The 21,568-nt window shown below is 71.0% G+C and carries 22 protein-coding genes and 1 pseudogene; 12 read left to right on the top strand and 11 right to left on the bottom strand.

Annotated elements, in window-relative coordinates; genetic code table 11:
* The 6 genes and pseudogenes from ACIA73_RS41245 to ACIA73_RS41220 form a co-directional block, all read left to right on the top strand.
* Positions 1–85, top strand: a pseudogene (locus ACIA73_RS41245) (IS5/IS1182 family transposase); the annotation flags it as partial.
* Between the two features lie 93 nt (positions 86–178).
* Positions 179–1,174, top strand: coding sequence for an AvrD family protein (locus ACIA73_RS41240; protein WP_399444157.1), 996 nt, complete (start codon positions 179–181; stop codon positions 1,172–1,174).
* Between the two features lie 34 nt (positions 1,175–1,208).
* On the top strand, positions 1,209–2,234 hold the full coding sequence (locus tag ACIA73_RS41235) for a beta-ketoacyl-ACP synthase III (RefSeq protein ID WP_399444156.1): 1,026 nt from the start codon (positions 1,209–1,211) through the stop codon (positions 2,232–2,234).
* 27 nt (positions 2,235–2,261) lie between these two features.
* Complete coding sequence (locus ACIA73_RS41230; RefSeq protein ID WP_399444155.1) at positions 2,262–2,510, top strand: acyl carrier protein; 249 nt, start codon at positions 2,262–2,264, stop codon at positions 2,508–2,510.
* A gap of 42 nt (positions 2,511–2,552) precedes the next feature.
* Positions 2,553–3,362 carry an HAD family hydrolase gene (locus tag ACIA73_RS41225; RefSeq protein WP_399444154.1) on the top strand — a complete coding sequence of 270 codons (810 nt, stop codon included), beginning with the start codon at positions 2,553–2,555 and terminating at the stop codon, positions 3,360–3,362.
* A gap of 36 nt (positions 3,363–3,398) precedes the next feature.
* The gene (locus ACIA73_RS41220; protein WP_399444153.1) at positions 3,399–4,283 is read left to right on the top strand and encodes a Bax inhibitor-1/YccA family protein; all 885 of its coding nucleotides are present in this window, start codon (positions 3,399–3,401) and stop codon (positions 4,281–4,283) included.
* An 84-nt stretch (positions 4,284–4,367) separates the two neighbouring features.
* Here ACIA73_RS41220 and ACIA73_RS41215 read toward each other — a convergent pair whose 3' ends face one another.
* The gene (locus ACIA73_RS41215) at positions 4,368–4,598 is read right to left on the bottom strand and encodes a DUF4287 domain-containing protein (protein WP_399444152.1); all 231 of its coding nucleotides are present in this window, start codon (positions 4,596–4,598) and stop codon (positions 4,368–4,370) included.
* A 100-nt stretch (positions 4,599–4,698) separates the two neighbouring features.
* Between ACIA73_RS41215 and ACIA73_RS41210 the strand changes: the two genes are divergently transcribed.
* Positions 4,699–5,010 carry a hypothetical protein gene (locus ACIA73_RS41210; RefSeq protein ID WP_399444151.1) on the top strand — a complete coding sequence of 104 codons (312 nt, stop codon included), beginning with the start codon at positions 4,699–4,701 and terminating at the stop codon, positions 5,008–5,010.
* 86 nt (positions 5,011–5,096) lie between these two features.
* Here ACIA73_RS41210 and ACIA73_RS41205 read toward each other — a convergent pair whose 3' ends face one another.
* From ACIA73_RS41205 to ACIA73_RS41195, 3 genes are all read right to left on the bottom strand, one after another.
* Positions 5,097–5,993 carry a hypothetical protein gene (locus ACIA73_RS41205; RefSeq protein ID WP_399444160.1) on the bottom strand — a complete coding sequence of 299 codons (897 nt, stop codon included), beginning with the start codon at positions 5,991–5,993 and terminating at the stop codon, positions 5,097–5,099.
* A gap of 470 nt (positions 5,994–6,463) precedes the next feature.
* Positions 6,464–7,684, bottom strand: a complete 1,221-nt coding sequence (locus tag ACIA73_RS41200; protein ID WP_399444150.1) for an acetyl-CoA C-acetyltransferase — start codon at positions 7,682–7,684, stop codon at positions 6,464–6,466.
* Between the two features lie 385 nt (positions 7,685–8,069).
* Positions 8,070–9,062, bottom strand: coding sequence for an SGNH/GDSL hydrolase family protein (locus ACIA73_RS41195; protein WP_399444149.1), 993 nt, complete (start codon positions 9,060–9,062; stop codon positions 8,070–8,072).
* A 188-nt stretch (positions 9,063–9,250) separates the two neighbouring features.
* Here ACIA73_RS41195 and ACIA73_RS41190 point away from each other — a divergent pair, with 188 nt between their 5' ends.
* Positions 9,251–10,642 (top strand): cystathionine beta-synthase, encoded by a 1,392-nt coding sequence (locus tag ACIA73_RS41190; protein ID WP_399444148.1) that lies wholly within the window; start codon positions 9,251–9,253, stop codon positions 10,640–10,642.
* 503 nt (positions 10,643–11,145) lie between these two features.
* Here the strand turns inward: ACIA73_RS41190 and ACIA73_RS41185 are convergent.
* Positions 11,146–11,586 carry a hypothetical protein gene (locus ACIA73_RS41185; protein WP_399444147.1) on the bottom strand — a complete coding sequence of 147 codons (441 nt, stop codon included), beginning with the start codon at positions 11,584–11,586 and terminating at the stop codon, positions 11,146–11,148.
* A 10-nt stretch (positions 11,587–11,596) separates the two neighbouring features.
* Positions 11,597–13,036, bottom strand: a complete 1,440-nt coding sequence (locus ACIA73_RS41180; protein ID WP_399444146.1) for a purine-cytosine permease family protein — start codon at positions 13,034–13,036, stop codon at positions 11,597–11,599.
* 199 nt (positions 13,037–13,235) lie between these two features.
* On the opposite strand from ACIA73_RS41180, the gene ACIA73_RS41175 reads away from it, so the two are divergent.
* The gene (locus ACIA73_RS41175) at positions 13,236–14,051 is read left to right on the top strand and encodes a MurR/RpiR family transcriptional regulator (RefSeq protein ID WP_399444159.1); all 816 of its coding nucleotides are present in this window, start codon (positions 13,236–13,238) and stop codon (positions 14,049–14,051) included.
* A gap of 123 nt (positions 14,052–14,174) precedes the next feature.
* Here the strand turns inward: ACIA73_RS41175 and ACIA73_RS41170 are convergent, their stop codons facing one another.
* From ACIA73_RS41170 to ACIA73_RS41150, 5 genes are all read right to left on the bottom strand, one after another.
* The gene (locus ACIA73_RS41170; protein ID WP_399444145.1) at positions 14,175–14,546 is read right to left on the bottom strand and encodes a hypothetical protein; all 372 of its coding nucleotides are present in this window, start codon (positions 14,544–14,546) and stop codon (positions 14,175–14,177) included.
* A 40-nt stretch (positions 14,547–14,586) separates the two neighbouring features.
* Complete coding sequence (locus ACIA73_RS41165) at positions 14,587–14,997, bottom strand: roadblock/LC7 domain-containing protein (protein ID WP_399444144.1); 411 nt, start codon at positions 14,995–14,997, stop codon at positions 14,587–14,589.
* 68 nt (positions 14,998–15,065) lie between these two features.
* Complete coding sequence (locus tag ACIA73_RS41160; protein ID WP_399444143.1) at positions 15,066–15,827, bottom strand: transcriptional regulator; 762 nt, start codon at positions 15,825–15,827, stop codon at positions 15,066–15,068.
* On the bottom strand, positions 15,824–16,234 hold the full coding sequence (locus tag ACIA73_RS41155; protein WP_399444142.1) for a hypothetical protein: 411 nt from the start codon (positions 16,232–16,234) through the stop codon (positions 15,824–15,826). Before ACIA73_RS41155 ends, ACIA73_RS41160 begins: the two co-directional genes overlap by 4 nt.
* A gap of 116 nt (positions 16,235–16,350) precedes the next feature.
* Positions 16,351–16,896: a pyridoxamine 5'-phosphate oxidase family protein gene (locus tag ACIA73_RS41150; protein WP_399444141.1), complete on the bottom strand. Its 546-nt coding sequence runs from the start codon at positions 16,894–16,896 to the stop codon at positions 16,351–16,353.
* A gap of 217 nt (positions 16,897–17,113) precedes the next feature.
* On the opposite strand from ACIA73_RS41150, the gene hutU reads away from it, so the two are divergent.
* From hutU to ACIA73_RS41135, 3 genes are read left to right on the top strand one after another with little or no spacing between them, the layout of a single operon-like run.
* Complete coding sequence (gene hutU, locus ACIA73_RS41145; protein WP_399444140.1) at positions 17,114–18,826, top strand: urocanate hydratase; 1,713 nt, start codon at positions 17,114–17,116, stop codon at positions 18,824–18,826.
* A gap of 50 nt (positions 18,827–18,876) precedes the next feature.
* Positions 18,877–20,067 carry an allantoate amidohydrolase gene (locus tag ACIA73_RS41140; RefSeq protein WP_399444158.1) on the top strand — a complete coding sequence of 397 codons (1,191 nt, stop codon included), beginning with the start codon at positions 18,877–18,879 and terminating at the stop codon, positions 20,065–20,067.
* The gene (locus ACIA73_RS41135; RefSeq protein ID WP_399444139.1) at positions 20,064–21,413 is read left to right on the top strand and encodes a formimidoylglutamate deiminase; all 1,350 of its coding nucleotides are present in this window, start codon (positions 20,064–20,066) and stop codon (positions 21,411–21,413) included. Before ACIA73_RS41140 ends, ACIA73_RS41135 begins: the two co-directional genes overlap by 4 nt.
* The last annotated feature ends 155 nt before the right edge of the window (positions 21,414–21,568 follow it).

Genomic DNA, 21,568 nt, shown 5'->3' with positions numbered 1-21,568 from the left:
GCAGATCTTCCGCAGATCCCGCATCAGTCCCAACCGCATGAGCGTCATCACGAAAGCCGTCCTCACCCTGGAGAGGCAACGCTGAAAACGCTCAGTGGCCCAGCCGCTGACCGGGCACGGTCGGCCACCCCGTTCAGGGCGTGGCGAGAAGGAATTACAGCACAGGGGGAGCAACACCATGAATGCCGTACCTACTCTTGAGAGACTCGTTCTCTCCTCGGTGGATGACGCCCTGGGGGGCCGTCAGAACCGATTCTTCGGAGAGGGTTTCAAACGCGTCACGCATCAGCTGAACGACATCACCGTCATACCCGCCACACCCTCCGTACCCGGCCTGGTAAGGGCGACTGCCGGAATTCACCTGCCCGACACCTGGTCCCGAAAAGGCCTCACCCAGCAGCGCCCGCACCTTTCCACCATTGACGCGATGTATTTCGCCGCCCGGCTCACCAGCCTGTACGTGGCACACACCCATACGCTTTCCGCCGCGGACGCCTTTACCGTCACCTCGCTGCGGATCAAGGCGGGAACGTCGCCCGACGAGATCGGCCTGGACCGCTTCGAGGTCGGCGCACAGCACGTATCCACCATGCCCCTCGCCACCCCCGGCCGCTCGCTGACCGTCATGGACTGCCGCACGGGTTCGATGACCGTCCGGGTCGAGGCGGAACACGGCACCGGCACGGGCCGTGCGCACTCCCCGGGTTCCTACGGCACCCTGCGGGACCTGCCCGTCCCGCACGCCGAGCCCTTCGGTGCTTCCCACTACCGGCGGCAGCAGTTCCTGCACCGGGTCGACGTCGACTCCGCCCTGCTCACCGCCGACGCGGACCTGCGCCTGGTCGACGAGGACGGCGCCGCCGGCCCGACGGCCCCCGAGGCGACGATGATCGACCTCTTCGTGGCGGCGCTCCAGCTCGGCCAGGTCCTGCTCTACCGGCTCGACGGCCTCGACCGCGCCACCTCCAACACCCTGTGGATGCGCAGCACCTCCCTCTCCGTGACGCCTGCGCGGACGCAGCCGCGAGGAGCGGGCGGCAACGGCCGCATCCACGCCGCCCTGACGCGGACGGCCGAACTGCCCACCGCCCAGGGCACCTGGCGGACGGCCCGGATCGGCAGCACCTTCGACGGCCTGAGCCTGGTCTGCAACGTGGCACACCTCCTGCCGTGACCCGACCGCCGTCCTTTGCGAAAGAAGCGTCCGCATGACGTCGCACCACCCCTCCGCAGCCATCACGGGTCTGGGCAGCTACCTGCCGCCCGGACGCGTCACCAACGAAGAGCTGGCCGCCCGGCTGGACACCACCGACGAGTGGATCACCACCCGCACCGGCATCCGCTCCCGCCACTGGGCGTCGCCAGGCACCTCCACCAGCGACCTCGCGGTGGAGGCGGGCCACCGGGCACTGAAGTCCGCGGGCCTGGAGCTCGCTCCCGGCTCCGTGGACGCCGTGGTGCTGGCCACCACCACCCCGGACCACCCCTGCCCGGCCACGGCCCCCGAGGTCGCCGCCCGGCTGGGACTCGGCAACGTCGCCGCGTACGACATCGCCGCGGTGTGCTCGGGATTCCTGTACGCACTGGCCACCGCGTCGGCGCAGATCATCGCCGGGCAGGCCGAACGCGTCCTGGTCATCGGCGCCGAGACGTACTCGACGATCCTCAACCCGGCCGACCGGACCACCTCCGTCATCTTCGGTGACGGAGCCGGAGCCGTGGTGCTCTCCGCCACCCGGGACAGCGGCCAGGACGGCGTCCTGCTCGGCGTCGACCTCGGATCCGACGGCGCGAACCGTGACCTCATCTGCATACCGGGCGGCGGCTCGCGGCAGCGTTCCCAGCCGGCCGACCCCGCGCCCGAGGACCAGTTCTTCACCATGCAGGGCAAAAAGGTGTTCGCCGCCGCGGTGACCCGGATGGGAGAGTCGTCCACCGCCCTGCTGGAGCGGGTCGGCTGGGAGATGGGCCAGGTCGACCACCTGGTCGGTCACCAGGCCAACGTACGCATCCTCAAGTCGCTGGCCCGCCAGCTCGGCATCCCCGAGGAACGGGCCGTCGTCAATATCGACCGGGTCGGCAACACCTCGGCCGCCTCCATCCCGCTGGCCCTGGCCGACGCCGCCGCCGCGGGCACCCTCACCGCCGGGTCCCGGGTGCTGCTCACCGCCTTCGGCGGCGGGCTGACCTGGGGATCCGTCGCGCTGACCTGGCCCGACATCGCTCCCTGCTGAGCCCCGTACACAGAAAGTCAATGTGACATGACCACGTATATCCAGCTGCTGTCCGACCAGATCCTCGACCTTCTGCGCACCGACTACGACGCTCCGGACACCACCACCGTCGACACCGACTACGAGAGCCTCGGCTTTGACTCCCTGGTACTCGTCGAGGTGGCGGTCGACCTCACCCGGCGGTTCGGGGTGGAGGTCGCGGACGACGAACTCCAGCAGGCCGGGAACATCGCCGCGACCATCGAACTGCTCCGCTCCAAGGGCGTGAGCGGCTGAGGCCCACGGACCGAGCGCCGAGAACCGAGGGTCGAGAACATCATGAGCAGCACCCGGATCGCCTTCTTCGACGTGGACGGCACCCTCACCGCCGGCACCACCCTCTTCCGCTTCCTGCGCCACTACCTCGCCGCCCGCGGGCACGGCGCGCACGAGTACGACGAGCGGCGTCAGCGGCTGGCGGCCATGACAGCGGTCGGCATCCCGAGGGAACGGACCAACCGCGCCTACTTCGACAACTTCCGGGGCGCCGAGGCGGCGACGGTGACCCGGCTGGCACAGGAGTGGTTCGAGGCCGAGCGGCGCCTCGGCGGATTCTTCCACCAACCCGTACTCGCCGCCCTGCGCGAGCACCGCCGCCGAGGCGACCGGACCGTCCTGGTCTCCGGCTCGTTCCCCGCCTGCCTGGGCCCGCTCGCGGAGCACCTGGGGGTCGACGACGTCTGGTGCACCCCGCCGGAGATCGTGAACGGGCGCTACACCGGAGGTCTCCTCGGGCCGCCCATGATCGGCGACGCCAAGGCCGACGCCGTACGGCTCTGCGCCTCGGCCCACCGGATCCCGCCCGACGCCTGTGTCGCGTACGGCGACCACCTCTCCGACCTGCCCATGCTCCGGGCCACCGGTACGGCCGTGGTCGTGGGCAGGGACCCGGAGCTGCTCGCCCACGCCGCCACGCGGTCATGGGGCCTGCTGCCCGCCGCACCGCCCCCGCCACCACTCCCGCTGCCGCACCCCCGCCGGGGCGGGAACGGGGGAGGAGACGCCGGATCTGCAACCCCAGGACGGCATCTTCGTGAAAGATCCTCCTCTGGTACAGGGGTGGTTCCTTTGCGACCCCATTACTCTTGACAGCAAGGTCGCACACGGTGGCCATGGAGGAGTGAAATGAGGAGCAGCAACCCGGTCTTCTCGCGACGGGGGTTCAGCCGCGACAACGGCTCCGCGGGCTTCAACGCGCAGCAGCCGCAGGCCGGGGGCCCCGCCGTCGGAACCGCAGGCAACCCGTACGCCCAGGGCAACCCCTACGCCCAGGACGCGACGAACCCGTACGCGACGAACCCGTACGCACAGCAGGACCAGTACGGCGCCCCCGTGGCACCGCCGCGCGGCAGCGTCATGACCATGGACGACGTGGTCACCCGTACGGCGCTCACGCTGGGCACCGTGGTCGCGGGCGCGACCGTCGCCTGGGTCACCCAGATGGGACTCGGCCTGGCCATCGGCGCGGCGCTCGTCGCGATGGTGCTCGGCCTGATCCAGTCGTTCAAGCGCAAGCCGATGCCGCCGCTGATCCTGGCGTACGCGGCATTCGAGGGCCTCTTCCTCGGCGCGATCAGCAACTACGTCAACACCTTCATCGCGCCCGGTGCGGCGATGCAGGCGGTACTGGGCACGATGGCGGTCTTCGCCACCATGCTCGTGCTGTACAAGACCCGGATCATCCGGGTCACCGCACGCTTCACCCGCTTCGTGATGATCGCCGCGATCAGCTTCCTGGTGCTCACCGCCGTGAACCTGCTGTTCATGGTGTTCGCGGGCGGTGACGGCCTCGGCTTCCGCAGCGGTGGCCTGGGCATCCTGTTCGGTGTCGTCGGCGTGCTGCTCGGCTCGTTCTTCCTGGCGCTGGACTTCAAGCAGGTCGAGGACGGCATCGCCTACGGTGCCCCCCGCGAGGAGTCCTGGATGGCGGCCTTCGGCCTCACCATGACCCTGGTGTGGATCTACCTGGAGATGCTGCGGCTGGTCTCGATCCTCAGCGGCAACGACTAAGGTCTCCGGCCCGAAAAGGGCCCCCCGGTCCGCGCGAGCGGACCGGGGGGCCCTTCTGGCTGTCGGGGGTCGGGGGCAGGGGGCTCAGAGGAACTTACGGGCGGCTCGTCGCAGGTCGTACTCGTGGATGATCGCCTTGGCGTGGCCGTGAGCGAGGTTGTGTTCGGCGCGGAGCCAGCTCACCTTTTCCTCGAAGCGGAAGAGGGAGGGCCCGTCATCGACGGTGCGCAGCCAGTCGGACACTTCACGACCGGTGCAGTGGGGGATGCGGGAGAGCAGGTTGCGGTGGGTCTCTTCGGAGAAGACTTGGGACATCGGCGCCTCCGGAGGCGTTGCGCTTGCTGGTCCTTCACGCCACCGTGCCTGAGGGTTGGCCTGTTGGCAACAGTCCCGGGCAGGCGCGTAGGGTCGCGATGTGCTGGATACGACACCCCTGTTGACCGCCGTGGAGCGCCTCGCCGACCGGCTGCGGACCACCCCCGAGAGCCGGCTGCGCCAAGGCGCCGCGGCCAGTGGACTGGCGCTGGCCAGGGAACTCGCCCTGCGGGCGCAGCGACTGGAGTTCCCGGGCCGGGAGCCGCTGGAGATCCCGGACGCCGGCATGTTCGCCGTCGCCGACCAATTGGCGGTCGCCGGCCGTGATTTGGCGCTGGTCGTGGGAACGGCCCCGTCCGGTGAACTGGACGAGGCCGTTGCGCTGGTGGAAGCCACCGAGAAGCAGTGTTGAAACGGAGTTGTACGGATCCTGGGGGGATCCGCCGGGGAGGCCCGACGGGGGGCTGGCGGTGGAGTCCCGCCGGGGCCTGACGGGAGTTACTCGGGCATCGAGGCGATGACCCGGTCCGCCAGGATGTAGACGCTCTCCTCGCCGCAGGAGAAGGTCAGCGCGTACGCCCCGGAGAGGCTGGAGCCGCCGAGCAGGACCGGCGGGTTGCCGTCGCGCAGCGCCTGGCCCAGCTGCTCCGCGGTCTCGCGGTGGCCCGGGGTCATGCCCAGCGTCGTACCGTCCGTGAAGACGTACATGTCGAGGGTGCCGAGCGGGCCGGGGCGGATGTCGGCCAGGACCACGCGGGCCTCGGCGAGTTCCTCCAGGCGACGCAGCGTCATCTCGTCGTCACCGGCGATCACCGTGGGGCGCTTCACCGGTACGAAGTCGGGGTGCGAGGGGTGGCGACGGCGTGCGGCGGCCAGCTCGGCGGAGTCCTCCGGGAACTCCTCCTCGGCGGCGGCCTCGGCCGCCTCCTCCGCGTCGAAGCGGGCCTGCGCGGCCTGCAGCATCCGCTGGAGTTCGCCGGTGTCCATGCCGTCGAAGAAGTCGTCCGGGCCGGGGCCCGGGCCCAGGTAGGAGAACGCGTCGTCGGGGGCGGAGATGCCGCCGAGCAGCGAGGGGGCGTCGGCCGCGTCGCGGGCCTCCTGCGCGGCCCAGAACGCACGGGCCTCGGCGAGTTCGCGCTCCCGCTCCTCGGCCAGCGCCTCGGTCACCGCGGCCCGTATCTCGGCGGCCGGGGTGAGCGCGGTCTCGCTGCTGCGGGTCTGCTGCGGGAGCGTTGCCAACGCTGCCTGCTTGCGCTGCTCGGCCGCCTCCGTGCGGTCCGCGGCCCGGTCGGCGCGCAGGGCGGCAACCTCCTTGCGGAGTCCGGAGACGGTGTGCAGGGCGACGCCCCCCACGGCTGCGGTGGCAGCGGTGGCGAGCAGCAGGGCAACAGACATGGCGCTCACTGACGTACTCCTGAATTCATTGCGATCCCCTGGCCGACATCGGTCCCCCGACCGATCCCCCGGACTTCCTACCTCAGCTTCCCGTGCACGTCTGCTCACGGGCAGTGCATAACGTCACGAATTGGACAGGTCTTTGTACCTGGTACTTCGTCCGTAAACCGCCGTGACCTGCGGAAACCCGCCTCTCTCAGGAAGGAGGTCACATCCTGGGGGAGATTGGGTCACGGCTGGGACGCGGTGCGTGTGACGGGGCGCGCGGGAGGAGTCGACGGGGTTGGTTTTTCGCCGTGCTTCCCATGCGCTCAGATGATTGTGCGCCGGGTTCGCGACGCGCGCCCGGTGATCCGGGGGATTCGTGAGCAGGCTCATATTCAGGGGGTGAGCCTGCTCACGAGAGGCCCTCGCGCCGGCCGGGAGGGACGGGCCGGCGGGGACGGGCCTGGAGGCCGCGCCGAGAGGTACTAGCTGAGGCGCTCGACGACCATGGCCATGCCCTGGCCACCGCCGACGCACATGGTCTCCAGACCGAACTGCTTGTCGTGGAACTGGAGGCTGTTGATCAGCGTGCCGGTGATGCGGGCGCCGGTCATGCCGAAGGGGTGGCCGACCGCGATGGCGCCGCCGTTGACGTTGACCTTGTCCAGGTCGATGCCGAGGTCCTGGTACGAGGGGATCACCTGGGCGGCGAACGCCTCGTTGATCTCCGCGAGGTCGATGTCGGCGGCGGTGAGCCCGGCACGCTTCAGCGCCTGCTTGCTGGCCTCGACCGGGCCGTAACCCATGATCTCGGGGGAGAGACCGGAGACACCGGTGGAGACGATCCGGGCGAGCGGGGTCAGGCCCAGCTCGCGCGCCTTGGTGTCGGACATGATCACCAGGGCGGCGGCGCCGTCGTTCAGCGGGCAGCAGTTTCCGGCGGTGACCAGGCCGTCGGGGCGGAAGACGGGCTTGAGGCCCGAGACGCCCTCGACGGTGACGCCCGCGCGCGGGCCGTCGTCCTTGGAGACGACGGTGCCGTCGGGGGTGGTGACCGGGGTGATCTCCCGCTCCCAGAAGCCGTTCTTGATGGCTTCCTCGGCGAGGTTCTGCGAGCGGACACCGAAGGCGTCCATGTCGGCGCGGGTCACGCCCTTGATGCGGGCGAGGTTCTCGGCGGTCTGGCCCATCGCGATGTACGCGTCGGGGACCAGGCCGTCCTCGCGGGGGTCGTGCCAGCCGTCGCCGCCCTGCTCGGCGCGGGCGGCGGTGCGGGCCTCGGCCTCGGCGAAGAACGGGTTGCGCGTGTCCGGGAGGGAGTCGGAGTTGCCCTTGACGAAGCGGGACACCATCTCCACGCCCGCCGAGAGGAAGACGTCGCCCTCACCGGCCTTGATGGCGTGCAGTGCCATCCGGGAGGTCTGGAGGGAGGAGGCGCAGTAGCGGGTGACCGTACAGCCCGGGAGGTGGTCCATCCCCATCCGTACGGCGACGATGCGGCCCAGGTTGTTGCCCTGCTCGCCGCCGGGGAGACCGCAGCCGAGCATCAGGTCGTCGATGTCGCGCGGGTCGAGCTCGGGGACCTTGGCGAGGGCGGCCTGAATGATGGTCGCGGTGAGGTCGTCGGCACGGAGGTCCTTCAGCGAACCCTTGAAAGCGCGGCCGATGGGGGAGCGGGCGGTCGAGACGATGACGGCTTCGGGCATCCGGGGCTCCTGGGTGCGTGGTGCGGGTGAAGTGGGCGGTCGTTCTTCGAAGTTACCGGGACGTACGGGGCGTGGTCACCGGGTGGGTGGTGTGACGCGGGACGCACTTCTAAGCGGTTGCTCAGGCGGCGGGTTCTGTGGGGTGGGGTGGTCTTGCGGGGTGGCGGGAGGGCGCGGGGTGCGCCGGAGGGTGCGGGGGGTTTGCGCCTGCGGCGGGCTGTGCCCCCCTCCCCGCCCCTTCCCCGAACCGCTCGCCGCGGGGCGGGGGCATGGGGCGAGTCCCCTGGGCCCGGTGATTTTCTGCGGATGTCGTTGTGGCTGGTCGCGCAGTTCCCCGCACCCCTGGAGGGGGCCTCCTTCTGCGCACCCGCCCCGCGGGCGGCTCCTAGCGCGCCACATCCTGTGCCTGGGCAGGATCCGGAGCCACCGGGATCCGCCTCCGCCGCCGGTGCTTGAGGAGGGCCCACGGCGCCCGTGCGCCCGTGACCTCCGTGCCCGCTTCGGCCGCCGCCTTGGTCGCCGCGCGCGCCACCGGCAGCATGCCCTCGTCGCGGGATCCGTCAAGGTGATCGGATTCCGGCCAGAGGCCGAGGGCGGCGCAGAGCGTGGGGAGGACGGCCATGGCGGCCGTGGAGTACCCCTCCGCGGAGGGGTGGTAGTTGTCGGGTCCGAACAACTCCCTCGGGTTGGCCTCGAATTCGGGGCCGAGGAGGTCGCCGAGGGAGACCGTACGGCCGCCCTGCTCGACCACGCCGATGGTCTGGGCCGCCGCCAGCTGGCGGGAGACGCGGCGGGCCAGCCAGCGCAGCGGCTGGTAGACGGGCTCGATGGTGCCGAGGTCGGGGCAGGTGCCGACGACGACCTCCGCGCCGGCCGTGCGCAGTCGCCGTACCGCCGAGGCCAGATGACGTACCGACTGGGTCGGCGGCATCCGGTGCGTGACGTCGTTCGCCCCGATCATGATCACGCAGACGTCCGGTGAACCCAACGGGTCCCGGACCAGCAGCGAGACCTGGCGGTCCAGATCGTCCGACATGGCGCCGGGGAGCGCCACATTGCGGAGCTCGACCGGGCGTTCCGCGACCGCCGCGAGGCCCGAGGCGAGCAGGGCGCCCGGAGTGTGGCCCGCACGCCGTACCCCCTGACCCGCGGCGGTCGAGTCCCCGAGGACTCCGAGCCGGAGCGCGGGCAGCTCGCACCGCCCCGCGAAAGCGGTGCCGTACAGGCCGTCCGCAGGTGGGGCGATGGGTGCCACCGCGCCGCCCACCAGCCGTTTCGCCAACTGCACCTCCGCGATCACCAGTCCCACCGTCGCGGCCCCGATCAGCCCGATACCGCCGCCGCCGTATGCCGCGCCCGCGGCGATTCGCCGTGCCACCCTCGCCCTCGACACAGTCGCAGCCACCTCCTCGAAAAGTCATGCGCAGGAACACCCGTGCGGATGCCGGTCCGTACATCTGCTTACTGCCCGGTAGGGGGTGTTGCTCAATCTCGCCAAAGAGTGAATACGCGGGGAGGGAGTGCGGCATACGCTGACGGCACCATCACGGAGACCCCGGAGACGACGTGCGATTTCACGACTCGATGATCAGCCTCGTAGGCAACACCCCGCTGGTGAAGCTGAACCGAGTGACGACAGGCATTCAGGCGACCGTCCTGGCGAAGGTCGAATACTTCAACCCGGGCGGATCCGTGAAAGACCGGATCGCCGTCCGCATGATCGAGGCCGCCGAGCAGTCCGGCGCGCTCCAGCCCGGCGGGACCATCGTCGAGCCCACCTCCGGCAACACCGGGGTAGGCCTGGCGATCGTGGCCCAGCAGAAGGGCTACAAGTGCATCTTCGTCTGCCCGGACAAGGTGTCCATGGACAAGATCAACGTGCTGCGGGCGTACGGGGCGGAGGTCGTCGTCTGCCCGACCGCGGTCGACCCGGAGCACCCGGACTCGTACTACAACGTCTCGGACCGTCTGGTGCGCGAGACCCCCGGCGCCTGGAAGCCCGACCAGTACTCCAACCCCAACAACCCGCGCTCGCACTACGAGACCACCGGTCCCGAGCTGTGGGACCAGACGGACGGAAAGATTACCCATTTCGTCGCAGGCGTCGGCACCGGCGGCACCATCTCCGGCACCGGCCGCTATCTCAAGGAGATCAGCGGCGGCAAGGTGCAGGTCATCGGCGCCGACCCGGAGGGCTCGGTCTACTCGGGCGGCTCCGGCCGCCCCTACCTGGTCGAGGGGGTCGGTGAGGACTTCTGGCCGACGGCGTACGACAAGAGCGTGACCGACGAGATCGTCGCGGTCTCCGACAAGGACTCCTTCCAGATGACCCGCCGCCTCGCGAAGGAGGAGGGCCTGCTGGTGGGCGGCTCCTGCGGAATGGCGGTCGTGGGCGCGCTGCGGGTGGCGGAGCGGCTCGGTCCGGACGATGTGGTGGTGGTGCTGCTGCCGGACAGCGGGCGGGGGTACATGAGCAAGATCTTCAACGATGAATGGATGGCTGATTACGGGTTCCTGGAGGACTCGGGCCCCTCCGCGCGGGTGGGTGACGTGCTCCGGTACAAGGAGGGCGGGGCCATTCCGCATCTGGTGCACATGCACCCGGAGGAGACCGTCGGCGAGGCCATCGAGGTGCTGCGCGAGTACGGCGTCTCGCAGATGCCGATCGTGAAGCCGGGGGCGGGGCATCCGGACGTGATGGCTGCCGAGGTCATCGGCTCGGTGGTGGAACGGGAGCTGCTGGAAGCCCTGTTCACCCAGCGTGCCTCGCTCGGCGACCCGCTGGAGAAGCACATGAGCGCGCCGCTGCCGCAGGTCGGTTCCGGGGAGCCGGTCGAGGACCTGATGGCAGTGCTGGGCGGCAAGGGCGGCGCCGACGCGGCGATCGTGCTGGTCGAGGGCAAGCCGACGGGTGTGGTGAGCAGGCAGGACCTGCTGGCGTTCCTCGCGAAGAGCTGACCCGCCGCTGATGGACCGCTGATCCACCGTTGATCCCCGCCGATTCGTCGCTGCTCCGCCGAGGGCCTCAGCCGGTCCTCGGCCGGGGTCGCGCGAGAGGATCCGACCGCGGTGGTACGGGCCCGGATCGGCCGTCGGGACTCAGGGGTTGGCCTGAGCCTCACGGCGTGATTCGGGCCTGTCGGGCGTCCGTCGTACGTACGGCGAACGGTACGAGTACGTCATGCCGTCGCAGCACGGGGTTAACACGGGGGCGGCACAGTGGTCTGTGTCGGCGTCACGGACAACGGAGCGGCTCCCGGGCCTTCGTGTACGCCTGAGCATTGTCACCGGCCCTGACCCGGTGCGTGTTCCACGCGGGGACCGTCGTCGTCCCGCCCCTCGGGCAACCGGGGGTGCGACGGTCCTCGCGTTAGACGTGTTTGGGGTGTGGCGGTGGATGGGGGTACGTCGCCGGGGGCGGCCCCGCCGCCCAAGGGGGCTGACGGGGGGCGAGGGGGCCTCTACAGGTCCCACTCCGAGGTTTTTGAGGTGGGGCGGTGGAGCCAGGGCCAGCCGCGGGCCGCGTGGACGGCGTTTACGCCGACTATTCCTACCCAGCTGACCAGGAGGCCGGGGAGGTCCGCGTTGACGACGGCGATGGCGGAGAGGGGGATGGCCAGGATGAGCGAGATGATGGCGAAGCCGAAGCGTTCGCCGAAGCCGCCGTCGCCCGCGGAGGTGCGGGCGGGGCGGGAGTCGCCCCGGGCGACGACCATCTGCTGCTCGGCCAGCTGCCGGCGTACCCGCCGGTCGACCGTGGAGTCGAGGCGCTGCTCGACCTTCTCCAGGAACGATTCGACCAGGGCCGCCTCGTAGTCCGCCCCGAGTTCCCTCCGGGCGTCCACCGTGGCGTCCAGGTCCTTCTTCAGCTCGGCGTCGCGAGCGCGGCCTGTGGCTTCCATACGTACGACGTTACGGAGCGGACGGGCCCTTGGCAGTGGGGTATTCCCCCGTATTCGGTTGCGGGATCCCCCCGTTCCTCCTTGCCAGCAGCCAGTAGAGGAGGGCAGGGACGGCCAGGCCGATGATCCAGGAGATGTCGGCGCCGCCCAGCGGGGCGACCAGCGGGCCGGTGTAGAAGTGCGTGACCAGGAAGGGGAGCTGGAGCACGATGCCGATGACGTACACGGAGAATGCGTCCCAGCGCCAGGCGCCGTAACGGCCCTTCGGGTCGGAGAGCGCCTCGATGTCGTAGCGCTCACGGGAGATCAGGTAGTAGTCGACCAGGTTGATCGCCGACCACGGGGTGAAGAAGGTCAGCAGGAAGAGCAGGAAGTCCTTGAACGAGGTGAGGAAGCTGTCCTTGCCGAGGAGGGCGACCACCGTGCCCGCGACCATGATCCCCGCGATGTACGCCGACCTGGCGCGCGGCGAGAGGGTCCGCTGCCCCCGGAAGCCGCTGATGCTGGTCACCATCGACATGAAGCCGCCGTAGGTGTTCAGGACGTTGATGGTGAGCTTGCCGAGGGCGATCACGAAGTAGAGGAGCGAGGCGACCAAACCGGCGCCGCCGAGCCCGACGACGTACGAGACCTGGCCCTTCATGAACGCGCCGCCGGAGGTCGCCGCCACCAGCACGCCGAAGGTCATCGACCACTGCGAGCCGATCCCGGAGCCCGCCAGGGTCCACCAGAAGGTGGCCTTGCCGGAGGTGGAGCGCGGGAGGTAGCGGGAGTAGTCCGCGACGTACGGGCCGAAGGCGAGCTGCCAGGAGGCGGAGAGGGAGACGGCGAGCAGGAACATCGGCAGGTCGAAGCCGGTGTTCGTGGAGAGGACCGCGCCGAGGTCGATGGTGTCCAGCAGGCGGATACCGAGGTAGAGGAAGGCCAGCGCGCAGATGATGCTGGCGACCCGGCCCAGTGCGTGGATGACGCGGTAGCCGACGGCCGCCATCACGGCGGTGATCGCGGCGAAGATGATGATGCCGGGGGTGGCCCCGAGATGGGTCAGTTCGCCGACCGCCTGGCCCGCCAGGACACTGCCGCTCGCGAAGAAGCCGACGTACATCAGGATGACCAGCAGGAGCGGGACGACCGCCCCCTTGACGCCGAACTGGGCGCGGGACTGGATCATTTGGGGCAGGCCGAGCTTCGGGCCCTGCGCCGAGTGCAGGGCCATCACGGCGCCGCCGAGCAGGTTGCCCAGGAGGAGACCGATGATCGACCAGAGCGGGCCGCCGCCGAAGACGACGGCGAGCGCGCCGGTGACCACGGCGGTTATCTGGAGGTTCGCGCCGAGCCAGAGGGTGAACTGGGAAAAGGCGGTGCCATGGCGTTCGGAGTCGGGGACGACGTCGATCGAGCGGCGCTCGACGAGGGATGTGCTCCCGGTGCCGACCGGTGAATCAGGCATGTGCGTGCCCCTCCCATGCAGTCTGTATATGGTCATGCAGGGTTCTGGGTGACTGAATAGATGTCAATGGTTCGGCTGGAAATATGCGGAGGCGGGGTCGGTAATGGGTGATTCGGGTGTGGATGCGGGACTGAATACGGAAGTCGGGCCGGGCGGCGCTCCGGGCGCGGGCCCGGGCGCCGGTTCGGCCGCCGGGCGGTTGCAGCGGCTCTTCGAGGGGCGGCGGCTGACTCCGACCCAGCGGCGGATCGCGCACAGCATGGTGCGGCGGGCCGGGGACGTGCCGTTCCTGTCCAGCGTGGAGCTGGCGGAACTGGCCGGGGTCAGCCAGCCGTCGGTGACCCGTTTCGCCGTGGCGCTCGGCTTCGACGGGTACCCGGCGCTGCGCAAGCATCTGCGGGAGGTGGCCCCTGCGGACGGGGCGGCGGACACCGAGGGCTCGTCCAACGAGTACCAGCAGGCGGTGCTCGGCGAGATCGAGAACCTGCGGCATCTCGCGGACCTGCTGGCCGATCCGGCGCCGGTCGAGCGGGCCGGTCAACTCCTCGCGGAATCAAAGGTGCTGCCGGTGCTCGGACTGCGGGCCGCGTCCTCGCAGGCGCGGGGCTTCGCGTACTTCGCGGCCAAGGTGCACCCGGACGTGAGGCTGCTCGACGAGGGCGGTTCGATGCTCGCCGACCGGATCGACGCGGCCCGCCGGGCGGGGGCCTCGGCGCTGCTGTGCTTCGCGCTGCCGCGGCATCCGCGCGAGGTGGTGGAGGCGCTGGCGTACGCCCGTGAGCAGGGGCTCCGGGTGGTCACCGTCGCCGATTCGGCGTTCGCGCCGGTCGCCGCGCACAGCGATCTGCTGATCCCGGCCGCCGTCGGAACCGGGCTCGCATTCGACACCGCGTGTGCGCCGATGCTGCTCGGGCGGGTGCTGCTGGAGGCGATGTGCGACGGGCTGCCGGAGGCGCAGGCACGGCTGGAGGAGTTCGACGTACGGGCTGGGACGCGCGGGCTCTTCGTCGAGTAGGAGGCGCCTCCAGGTCCAGCAGGGCCAGCGAGGGAGAGGTCTCCACGTCCAGCAGGGCCAGGGAGGGAGGGGGCGGGGCGGAGGCGCTGAAGCCGGGGGTGCGCCCCCGCCCCTGGTGGCGGCTCAGACCTCCAACTCGGCTTCGATGCGCTTGAGTTGGTGACGGGCCATCGCGAGGTTCGCGCGGTCCTTGTCGAGCGCCAGGTACAGGAAGAGTCCGTTGGTGCCCCGGCCCTTGAGCAGCCGGATCAGGTGGTACTGGCTGCCGAGGGTGATCAGGATGTCCTCGATCTCTTCGTTCATCCCGAGGTGTTCCAGGGTGCGGACCTTGGCCCGCACCACGTCCGTGTTGCCCGCGGAGGCGACCGCCAGGTCGAGCTGCTTGTTGCCGCCCGCGGTGCCCAGTGCCATGCCGCTGGTGTAGTCGACGAGGGCGACACCTATGGTGCCCTCGATGGTCATTGCCTCTTTGAGAGCGGCTTCGGTGTTGGCCATGAGTGCTCGCACTTCTTTCTGTCGGTTGGGTCGGAAGGGTTCAGAGGGTGGGGGCCGGTGCGGCGGAGTCCGTACGGTCGACGAGTTCGCCGATCCGGGCGCCCGCCCGCCGGGCCTCCAGGTGCAGCCGGCCCACATTGATCCGGGGCTCGGCCAGCAGGGTGAGGACGGCCGAGGCGCCGGCGGCGTACGTGGCGACGTAGCCCTCCTCGCCCCGTACCAGCAGCTCCTTGAAGCCGCCCTGGCCGGTGGCGTCCGCCAGCCGCACCGAGACGCCGAGCGCGGCGGCGGTGAGGGCGGCGATGCCCTCCGCCTCGACGGCCCCGGCGTCCTCGGCCAGTACCAGGCCGTCGACGCTGGCGGCCAGCACCCCGGTCAGCTGGGGGAGCCGGGCCCTCAACCGCCGTAATTCCTCCAGGACTTCGGGGTCCGGTGGCCGCGGTACGGGCATCGTGCTCCTCCTTTCCGGGCGCTGTTTGTCGACGACGGCACGGACCGTGAGGGTGCGCAGGGCGCGTTTCACAGTGCCTCCAGGGCTTGGCGGAGCCGGCGCAGCAGTGCGACATCCGGGTCCTCGGTCACGGTCGCCATCCACTGCGGTACGACGACGGGGTCGGGCACCTCGTGGGGCGTGGTCACCGCACCGGCCGCGGCCAGCCGCCGGACGTCGATCAGCGTGTGGAAGCCGGGCCTGCCCAGCGCCCGCGCGATGTCGGCAGGAGTGCGCACCCCGTCCGCGAGGTCGAGCACGTCCTGCTGGCGACGGGTGACGGGGGCATCCGAACTCGCCGCCACCACAGGGGAGTTGTCGGCCTGCGGGTACGGCCACAGGCTGTCCAGGAGTTCCCTGCGGCGCAGGCACTCCCGGGCCACCAGTCGCGCGGACACCGGCCGCACCGGGCCCATCCAGTGCGCGACCCCGTGCCGGAACCGGGTCGGACCGCTGCCCGGCGCCAGCGCGAAGAACGCGGCGTCGAACAGGGCGCCCAGATGGGCCAGTTCGAGCTCCCCGTCCGCGAGCCGGCCGCTGTCCACCAGGAACCGGCCGACCCGTCCGTGCGGCCCCGCCCGGTCGAAGGCCTCCTGCCAGCCCTCGCGCGGCAGCCGCTCGGCGAGCAGCACTTCGAGTCCCGGCGCGGCCGGGCTCTCCGCGTGCACCACCTGCCCGTCGACCAGGTAGAGCGTGCCGTGGTCGCGCAGCAGGGCGCCCGTGGCGTGCTCCTCGGCCAGCCGGACCAGCATGGGGGAGAGGAGGGCGGGGGCTTCGGTGGCGGTGGTCATCCGAGTACCAGCCGTTCGGCGAGGTCGGCGAGGCGGAGGCGGGCCAGAGCGAGATTGCCCTGCTCGCGGCTCAGCCAGAGATGGAGGAAGACGCTGCTGTCGAAGGAGGTCTCCACATACCGCAGCAGGTGGTAGTCGGTGCGGGTGGTGATGATGACGTCCTCGACCGGGGGCCCCTTGCCGTCCGCGCGGTGCGGGGCTCCGGAGCCCGGGCCCGGGGCGAAGGTGCCGTGCTCGGCGGCCATCCGGGCCAGCTCGGCCGACTCGGCGGCGGCCGTCTCGCTGTCGCCGCCGGCCGCCTCCCCCGCCGTACCCAGGGCGAGCCCGCTGGTCCAGTCGACGACGGCCGCCCCGAGTGCGCCGGGCAACTCCATCGCTTCGACCAGACATGCGTCGATTCCGGACACGCAGAAACTCCCCTCTCCAGGGCCCCGCCGACGTTGCGTGAGGGGTCAGACGTTACGCAACAGGCAGTCTTCTGAGGGGAGTTCTGGCATATTCCAACGGACGGGGCGGGGTGGGACTAGCCTTGCCGTCGCGCCCGGAACTGCCATCGTGTCTGGCTGAACGGCGACCCCTTGCCGAACCCGAAAACGGTCCCGGGCTCGACCTCGAAGACGACCGCCCGGCCCGCCCCGTGCCCGAAGTGGCCGTCCCCCACCTCGAAGTGCCAGTCGCTGCCGTACTTCTCCTCCCACGCGTCCGCCAGCACCCGCAGCCGGGCGTCGTCGGTGACCCGGACCGCCGCCCCCTCGTAGACCAGGTCGAAGCCCTCCTTCCAGCGGTTGTTCCCGGTGGTCAGCACGAGGTGCGGGTTCTTTGCGAGGTTGAGTGCCTTGCGCTCGCCGGGCCCGGTGCAGAAGTGCAGCTTCCCGTCGCGCCACACGGCGGGGAGCGGTGTCACATGGGGCCGGCCGTCGCTGCGTACCGTCGAGATCCAGAACAGTTCGGCGGTACGGAGGATCTCCTCGGCCCGCGACCAGGGCGCCGCGACCGCCTTCTCCTCGCTGTAGTCGGTACCCAGGGTGGTGCTGGTGGGGGCGGTGATGGGCGTGGTGCCGTCGGTCATGTCCGGGTGCCTTCCGTTCGTCCGTGGCTTCGCGCGCGTGCGTCGCGCAGCCCGGTGCGCGTACGTCTGCCGTACGTACAGACCTCCCGCAGGCCCGGAAATCATCGGTGGAACGTAGCGCCGGGGCCGCCGGGCCGCCCAGGGTGTTGACTGGATCTATTCACGTAGCCAGGATGTGAATAACAAGTCAACGCTCGCGCGACCCAGGAGGCACCCCATGTCAGGACCCCGACCCGTACGAGCCCCGCGCGGTACGGAGCTCAGCGCCCTGGGATGGCAGCAGGAAGCCGCCCTGCGGATGCTCCAGAACAACCTCGACCCCGAGGTCGCCGAGCACCCCGACAAGCTCGTCGTCTACGGCGGCACCGGCAAGGCGGCCCGCGACTGGCGCTCCTTCGACGCCATGGTGCGCACGCTGAGGACGCTGAAGCAGGACGAGACGATGCTCGTCCAGTCCGGCCGCCCGGTCGGCGTGATGCAGACCCACGAGTGGGCGCCGCGCGTGCTGATCGCCAACTCCAACCTGGTCGGCGACTGGGCGAACTGGGAGGAGTTCCGGCGCCTGGAGCAGCTCGGACTCACCATGTACGGGCAGATGACGGCCGGTTCGTGGATCTACATCGGCACCCAGGGCATCCTCCAGGGGACGTACGAGACCTTCGCCGCCGTCGCCGCGAAGCTCGCTCTCAAGAACAAGCACAGCAACGGCACGCTCGCCGGGACCATCACCCTCACCGCCGGCCTCGGCGGCATGGGCGGTGCCCAGCCCCTCGCGGTGACGATGAACGACGGCGTCGCGATCTGCATCGACGTCGACCCACGCGCCATCGAGCGCCGCATCGAGCACAAGTACCTGGACGTCCGCGCCAACTCCCTGGAACACGCACTCCAGTTGGCTGTGGAAGCCCGCGACGCCCGCAAGCCCCTCTCCATCGGCCTCCTCGGCAACGCCGCCGAGCTCCTCCCGCGCATGCTCGCCGAGGGCGCGCCCATCGACATCGTGACGGACCAGACCTCCGCCCACGACCCGCTCGCCTACCTCCCCGTCGGCATCGACTTCGACGACATGGCGGACGCGGCGGCCAAGGACCCGGCCGGGTTCACCCTCCGTGCCCGCGAGTCGATGGCCAAGCACGTCGAGGCCATGGTCGGCTTCATGGACGCGGGCTCCGAGGTCTTCGACTACGGCAACTCGATCCGCGGCGAGGCACAACTCGCGGGCTACTCCCGCGCGTTCGACTTCCCCGGCTTCGTACCGGCGTACATCCGCCCGCTGTTCTGCGAGGGCAGGGGCCCGTTCCGCTGGGCCGCCCTCTCCGGCGAGGCGTCCGACATCCACAAGACGGACCGCGAGCTGCTCAAGCTCTTCCCGGAGAACGAATCCCTGCACCGCTGGATCAAGATGGCCGGCGAGCGCGTCCACTTCCAGGGCCTGCCGGCCCGGATCTGCTGGCTGGGTCAGGGCGAGCGCGACAAGGCGGGCGAGCTCTTCAACAACATGGTGGCCGACGGCACGCTGGCCGCCCCGCTGGCCATCGGCCGCGACCACCTCGACTGCGGGTCCGTCGCCTCCCCGTACCGCGAGACCGAGGCCATGCGCGACGGCTCGGACGCCATCGCGGACTGGCCGCTGCTCAACGCCATGGTCAATGTCGCCTCCGGCGCCTCCTGGGTGTCCATCCACCACGGCGGCGGCGTCGGCATGGGCCGCTCCATCCACGCGGGCCAGGTCTCGGTGGCCGACGGTACGAAGCTGGCGGGCGAGAAGATCCGCCGAGTGCTGACCAACGACCCCGGCATGGGCGTCATCCGGCACGTCGACGCCGGGTACGAGGAGGCGGAGGCCACCGCCGACGCCCAGGGCGTCCGGGTTCCGATGCGCGAGGGCGACGACGTACAGGCTCCGACGCGTGAGGGCGACGACGCGTGAACGAGCAGCCCCACCGCCCGGGGACGCCGGGCGGCGACAGCTTCCACACCATGTGGGCCGACCTGCGCCCGATCGGCCGCGACGCCACCTCCGGCGGCTACCGCCGCTACGCCTGGACGGGCGCGGACGCCGACTGCCGCACCTGGTTCCAGGCCCAGGCCGAGTCCCGGGGCCTGACCTACGAGACCGACCGCAACGGCAACCAGTGGGCCTGGCAGGGGGACCCCCTCGCCGGGGACGCCGTCGTCATCGGCTCCCACCTCGACTCGGTGCCCGACGGCGGTGCCTTCGACGGCCCGCTCGGCGTCGTCTCCTCCTTCGCCGCACTGGATGAACTCCGGCACAGGGGAGTGGAGTTCACCAGGCCTCTCGCCATCACCAACTTCGGCGACGAGGAGGGCGCGCGCTTCGGGCTCGCCTGCGTGGGCTCGCGGCTGGCCGCCGGTCAGCTGACGCCCGAGAAGGCGTACGAGCTGCGCGACGGCGACGGCATCTCGCTGCCGCAGGCGATGGAGGCGGCCGGCTACGACCCGTCCACCATCGGCGCGGACCCGGAACGCCTCGCCCGCATCGGCGCCTTCGTCGAACTCCACGTCGAGCAGGGCCGCGCCCTGGACCTCACCGGTGACGCCGTCGGCCTCGCCTCGGCGATCTGGCCGCACGGGCGCTGGCGGTACGACTTCCACGGCGAGGCCAACCACGCCGGCACCACCCGCCTGGTGGACCGCCGCGACCCCATGCTCACCTACGCCGAGACCGTCCTCGCCGCCCGCCGCGAGGCCGAACTCGCGGGCGCGGTCGCCACCTTCGGCAAGATCTCGGTCGAGCCGAACGGGGTCAACGCGATTCCGTCGCTGGTGCGCGGCTGGCTCGACTCCCGGGCCGCCGACCAGTCCACCCTGGACCAGGTGATCGCGGGCATCGAGGCCGCGGCACAGGAGGCCGCCTCCCGCTCCGGGATCGACCTCAAGGTCGTACGGGAGTCGTTCACGCCCGTCGTGGAGTTCGAGCACGCGCTGCGCGACGAGATGGCCCGCGTCCTGGGCGACGGCATCCCCGTCCTCGGCACGGGCGCGGGACACGACGCCGGAATCCTCTCGGCCAGGATCCCGACCGCCATGCTGTTCGTACGCAACCCCACCGGTGTCTCCCACTCCCCGGCGGAGTACGCAGCCGAGGACGACTGCGTCGCCGGGGTGCGCGCACTCGCCGACGTCACGGAAGGTCTCGCCTGCGCATGACACGTACGACGACGTACTGGATGGAACACGCCTGGCTGGACTCGTACGTCGAGCCGGGGGTGGCGGTGGACGCCGACACCACGACCGGCCGGATCACGGCCGTCCGCACAGGAACGGACACCCCGCCACCGGGTTCCGTTTCGCTGCGCGGCCTCACCCTGCCCGGCCTCGCCAACGCGCACTCGCACGCCTTCCACCGGGCCCTGCGCTCGACCGTCCAGGTCGGCTCGGGCACCTTCTGGACCTGGCGGGAGGTCATGTACTCGGTGGCCTCCCGGCTCACCCCGGACTCGTACCACGCGCTGGCCAGGGCGGTGTACGGGGAGATGGCGCTGGCCGGGATCACGGCCGTCGGCGAGTTCCACTACGTCCACCACGCGCCGGGCGGGAAGCCGTACGCCAACCCCAACGCGATGGGCGAGGCACTGGTGGCCGCGGCGTCCGACGCGGGCATCCGGCTGACGCTGCTCGACACCGCGTACCTGTCCTCGGGCTTCGGCGAGGCGCCGAACCAGCACCAGCTGCGCTTCTCCGACAAAACCGCCGAGGCGTGGGCCGCGCGGGTCTCGTCGGGTCTGGTGGACTCGGACTTCGTACGTCACGGGGCGGCTGTCCACTCGGTGCGGGCGGTCCCGGCCTCCGAACTCTCCACGGTGGCCAAATGGGCGCAGGAGCGGCAGGCACCGCTGCACGTCCACCTCTCCGAGCAGACGGCGGAGAACGACGCCTGCCGCGCGGCGTACGGGTGCACCCCGACCCAACTTCTCGCGGACCACGGGGTGTTGGGCCCGGACACCACGGGCGTCCACAACACCCACCTCACCCCGTCCGACATCGCCCTCCTCGGTGACTCCGGCACCGGCACCTGCATGTGCCCGACGACGGAGCGGGACCTGGCGGACGGCATCGGCCCGGCGGTGGCGCTCCAGCGGGCCGGATCGCCGCTGTCCCTCGGCAGTGACAGCCACGCGGTCATCGACCTCTTCGAGGAAGCCCGCGCCATGGAGCTGAACGAGCGGCTCCGCTCCCGTACCCGTGGCCACTGGACCGCGGCGGCGCTGCTGCGTGCGGCCTCCGCCGACGGCCACGCGGCGCTGGGGCGGCCGGACGCCGGAGTCATCGAGCCCGGTGCGCTCGCGGACTTCGCGACCGTCGCACTGGATTCGGTGCGGACGGCGGGTGCGGTGCCGATACTGGGCGCGGAGACGGCGGTCTTCGCGGCGTCGGCCGTGGACGTGCGCCATACGGTCGTCGCCGGCCGGCAGGTCGTGCGGGACGGGACGCATCTGGCGATGCCGGACGTGGGGGCGGAGCTGGCGGCGGCGGTGGCGGGGTTGCGGGGGTAGGCGGGGTGGCCGGGGCGGAGGTGGCACGCCGAGCCACCCCCGTCCCCCTCGCCACCCGCGCCGCCACGTGCCCCCCCCCCCCACCCCCGGGGCCCCCCCCCCCCCCCCCCCCCACCCCCCCCCCCCCCCCCCCGCCCCCCACCCCCCCCCCCCCG

Origin of the sequence: Streptomyces sp. NPDC051561, assembly GCF_044454195.1 — a bacterium.
GTDB lineage: Bacteria > Actinomycetota > Actinomycetes > Streptomycetales > Streptomycetaceae > Streptomyces.
This window is presented reverse-complemented; position numbering and strand designations above follow the sequence as displayed.

What these genes read in the sequence shown, in the direction of transcription:
- ACIA73_RS41240 (WP_399444157.1), top strand. Translation starts at nt 179, where the DNA reads ATGAATGCCGTACCTACTCTTGAGAGACTCGTTCTCTCCTCGGTGGAT.
- ACIA73_RS41235 (WP_399444156.1), top strand. Translation starts at nt 1,209, where the DNA reads ATGACGTCGCACCACCCCTCCGCAGCCATCACGGGTCTGGGCAGCTAC.
- ACIA73_RS41230 (WP_399444155.1), top strand. Translation starts at nt 2,262, where the DNA reads ATGACCACGTATATCCAGCTGCTGTCCGACCAGATCCTCGACCTTCTG.
- ACIA73_RS41225 (WP_399444154.1), top strand. Translation starts at nt 2,553, where the DNA reads ATGAGCAGCACCCGGATCGCCTTCTTCGACGTGGACGGCACCCTCACC.
- ACIA73_RS41220 (WP_399444153.1), top strand. Translation starts at nt 3,399, where the DNA reads ATGAGGAGCAGCAACCCGGTCTTCTCGCGACGGGGGTTCAGCCGCGAC.
- ACIA73_RS41215 (WP_399444152.1), bottom strand. Translation starts at nt 4,598, where the DNA reads ATGTCCCAAGTCTTCTCCGAAGAGACCCACCGCAACCTGCTCTCCCGC.
- ACIA73_RS41205 (WP_399444160.1), bottom strand. Translation starts at nt 5,993, where the DNA reads ATGTCTGTTGCCCTGCTGCTCGCCACCGCTGCCACCGCAGCCGTGGGG.
- ACIA73_RS41200 (WP_399444150.1), bottom strand. Translation starts at nt 7,684, where the DNA reads ATGCCCGAAGCCGTCATCGTCTCGACCGCCCGCTCCCCCATCGGCCGC.
- ACIA73_RS41185 (WP_399444147.1), bottom strand. Translation starts at nt 11,586, where the DNA reads ATGGAAGCCACAGGCCGCGCTCGCGACGCCGAGCTGAAGAAGGACCTG.
- ACIA73_RS41180 (WP_399444146.1), bottom strand. Translation starts at nt 13,036, where the DNA reads ATGCCTGATTCACCGGTCGGCACCGGGAGCACATCCCTCGTCGAGCGC.
- ACIA73_RS41170 (WP_399444145.1), bottom strand. Translation starts at nt 14,546, where the DNA reads ATGGCCAACACCGAAGCCGCTCTCAAAGAGGCAATGACCATCGAGGGC.
- ACIA73_RS41165 (WP_399444144.1), bottom strand. Translation starts at nt 14,997, where the DNA reads ATGCCCGTACCGCGGCCACCGGACCCCGAAGTCCTGGAGGAATTACGG.
- ACIA73_RS41160 (WP_399444143.1), bottom strand. Translation starts at nt 15,827, where the DNA reads ATGACCACCGCCACCGAAGCCCCCGCCCTCCTCTCCCCCATGCTGGTC.
- ACIA73_RS41150 (WP_399444141.1), bottom strand. Translation starts at nt 16,896, where the DNA reads ATGACCGACGGCACCACGCCCATCACCGCCCCCACCAGCACCACCCTG.
- hutU (WP_399444140.1), top strand. Translation starts at nt 17,114, where the DNA reads ATGTCAGGACCCCGACCCGTACGAGCCCCGCGCGGTACGGAGCTCAGC.
- ACIA73_RS41140 (WP_399444158.1), top strand. Translation starts at nt 18,877, where the DNA reads ATGTGGGCCGACCTGCGCCCGATCGGCCGCGACGCCACCTCCGGCGGC.
- ACIA73_RS41135 (WP_399444139.1), top strand. Translation starts at nt 20,064, where the DNA reads ATGACACGTACGACGACGTACTGGATGGAACACGCCTGGCTGGACTCG.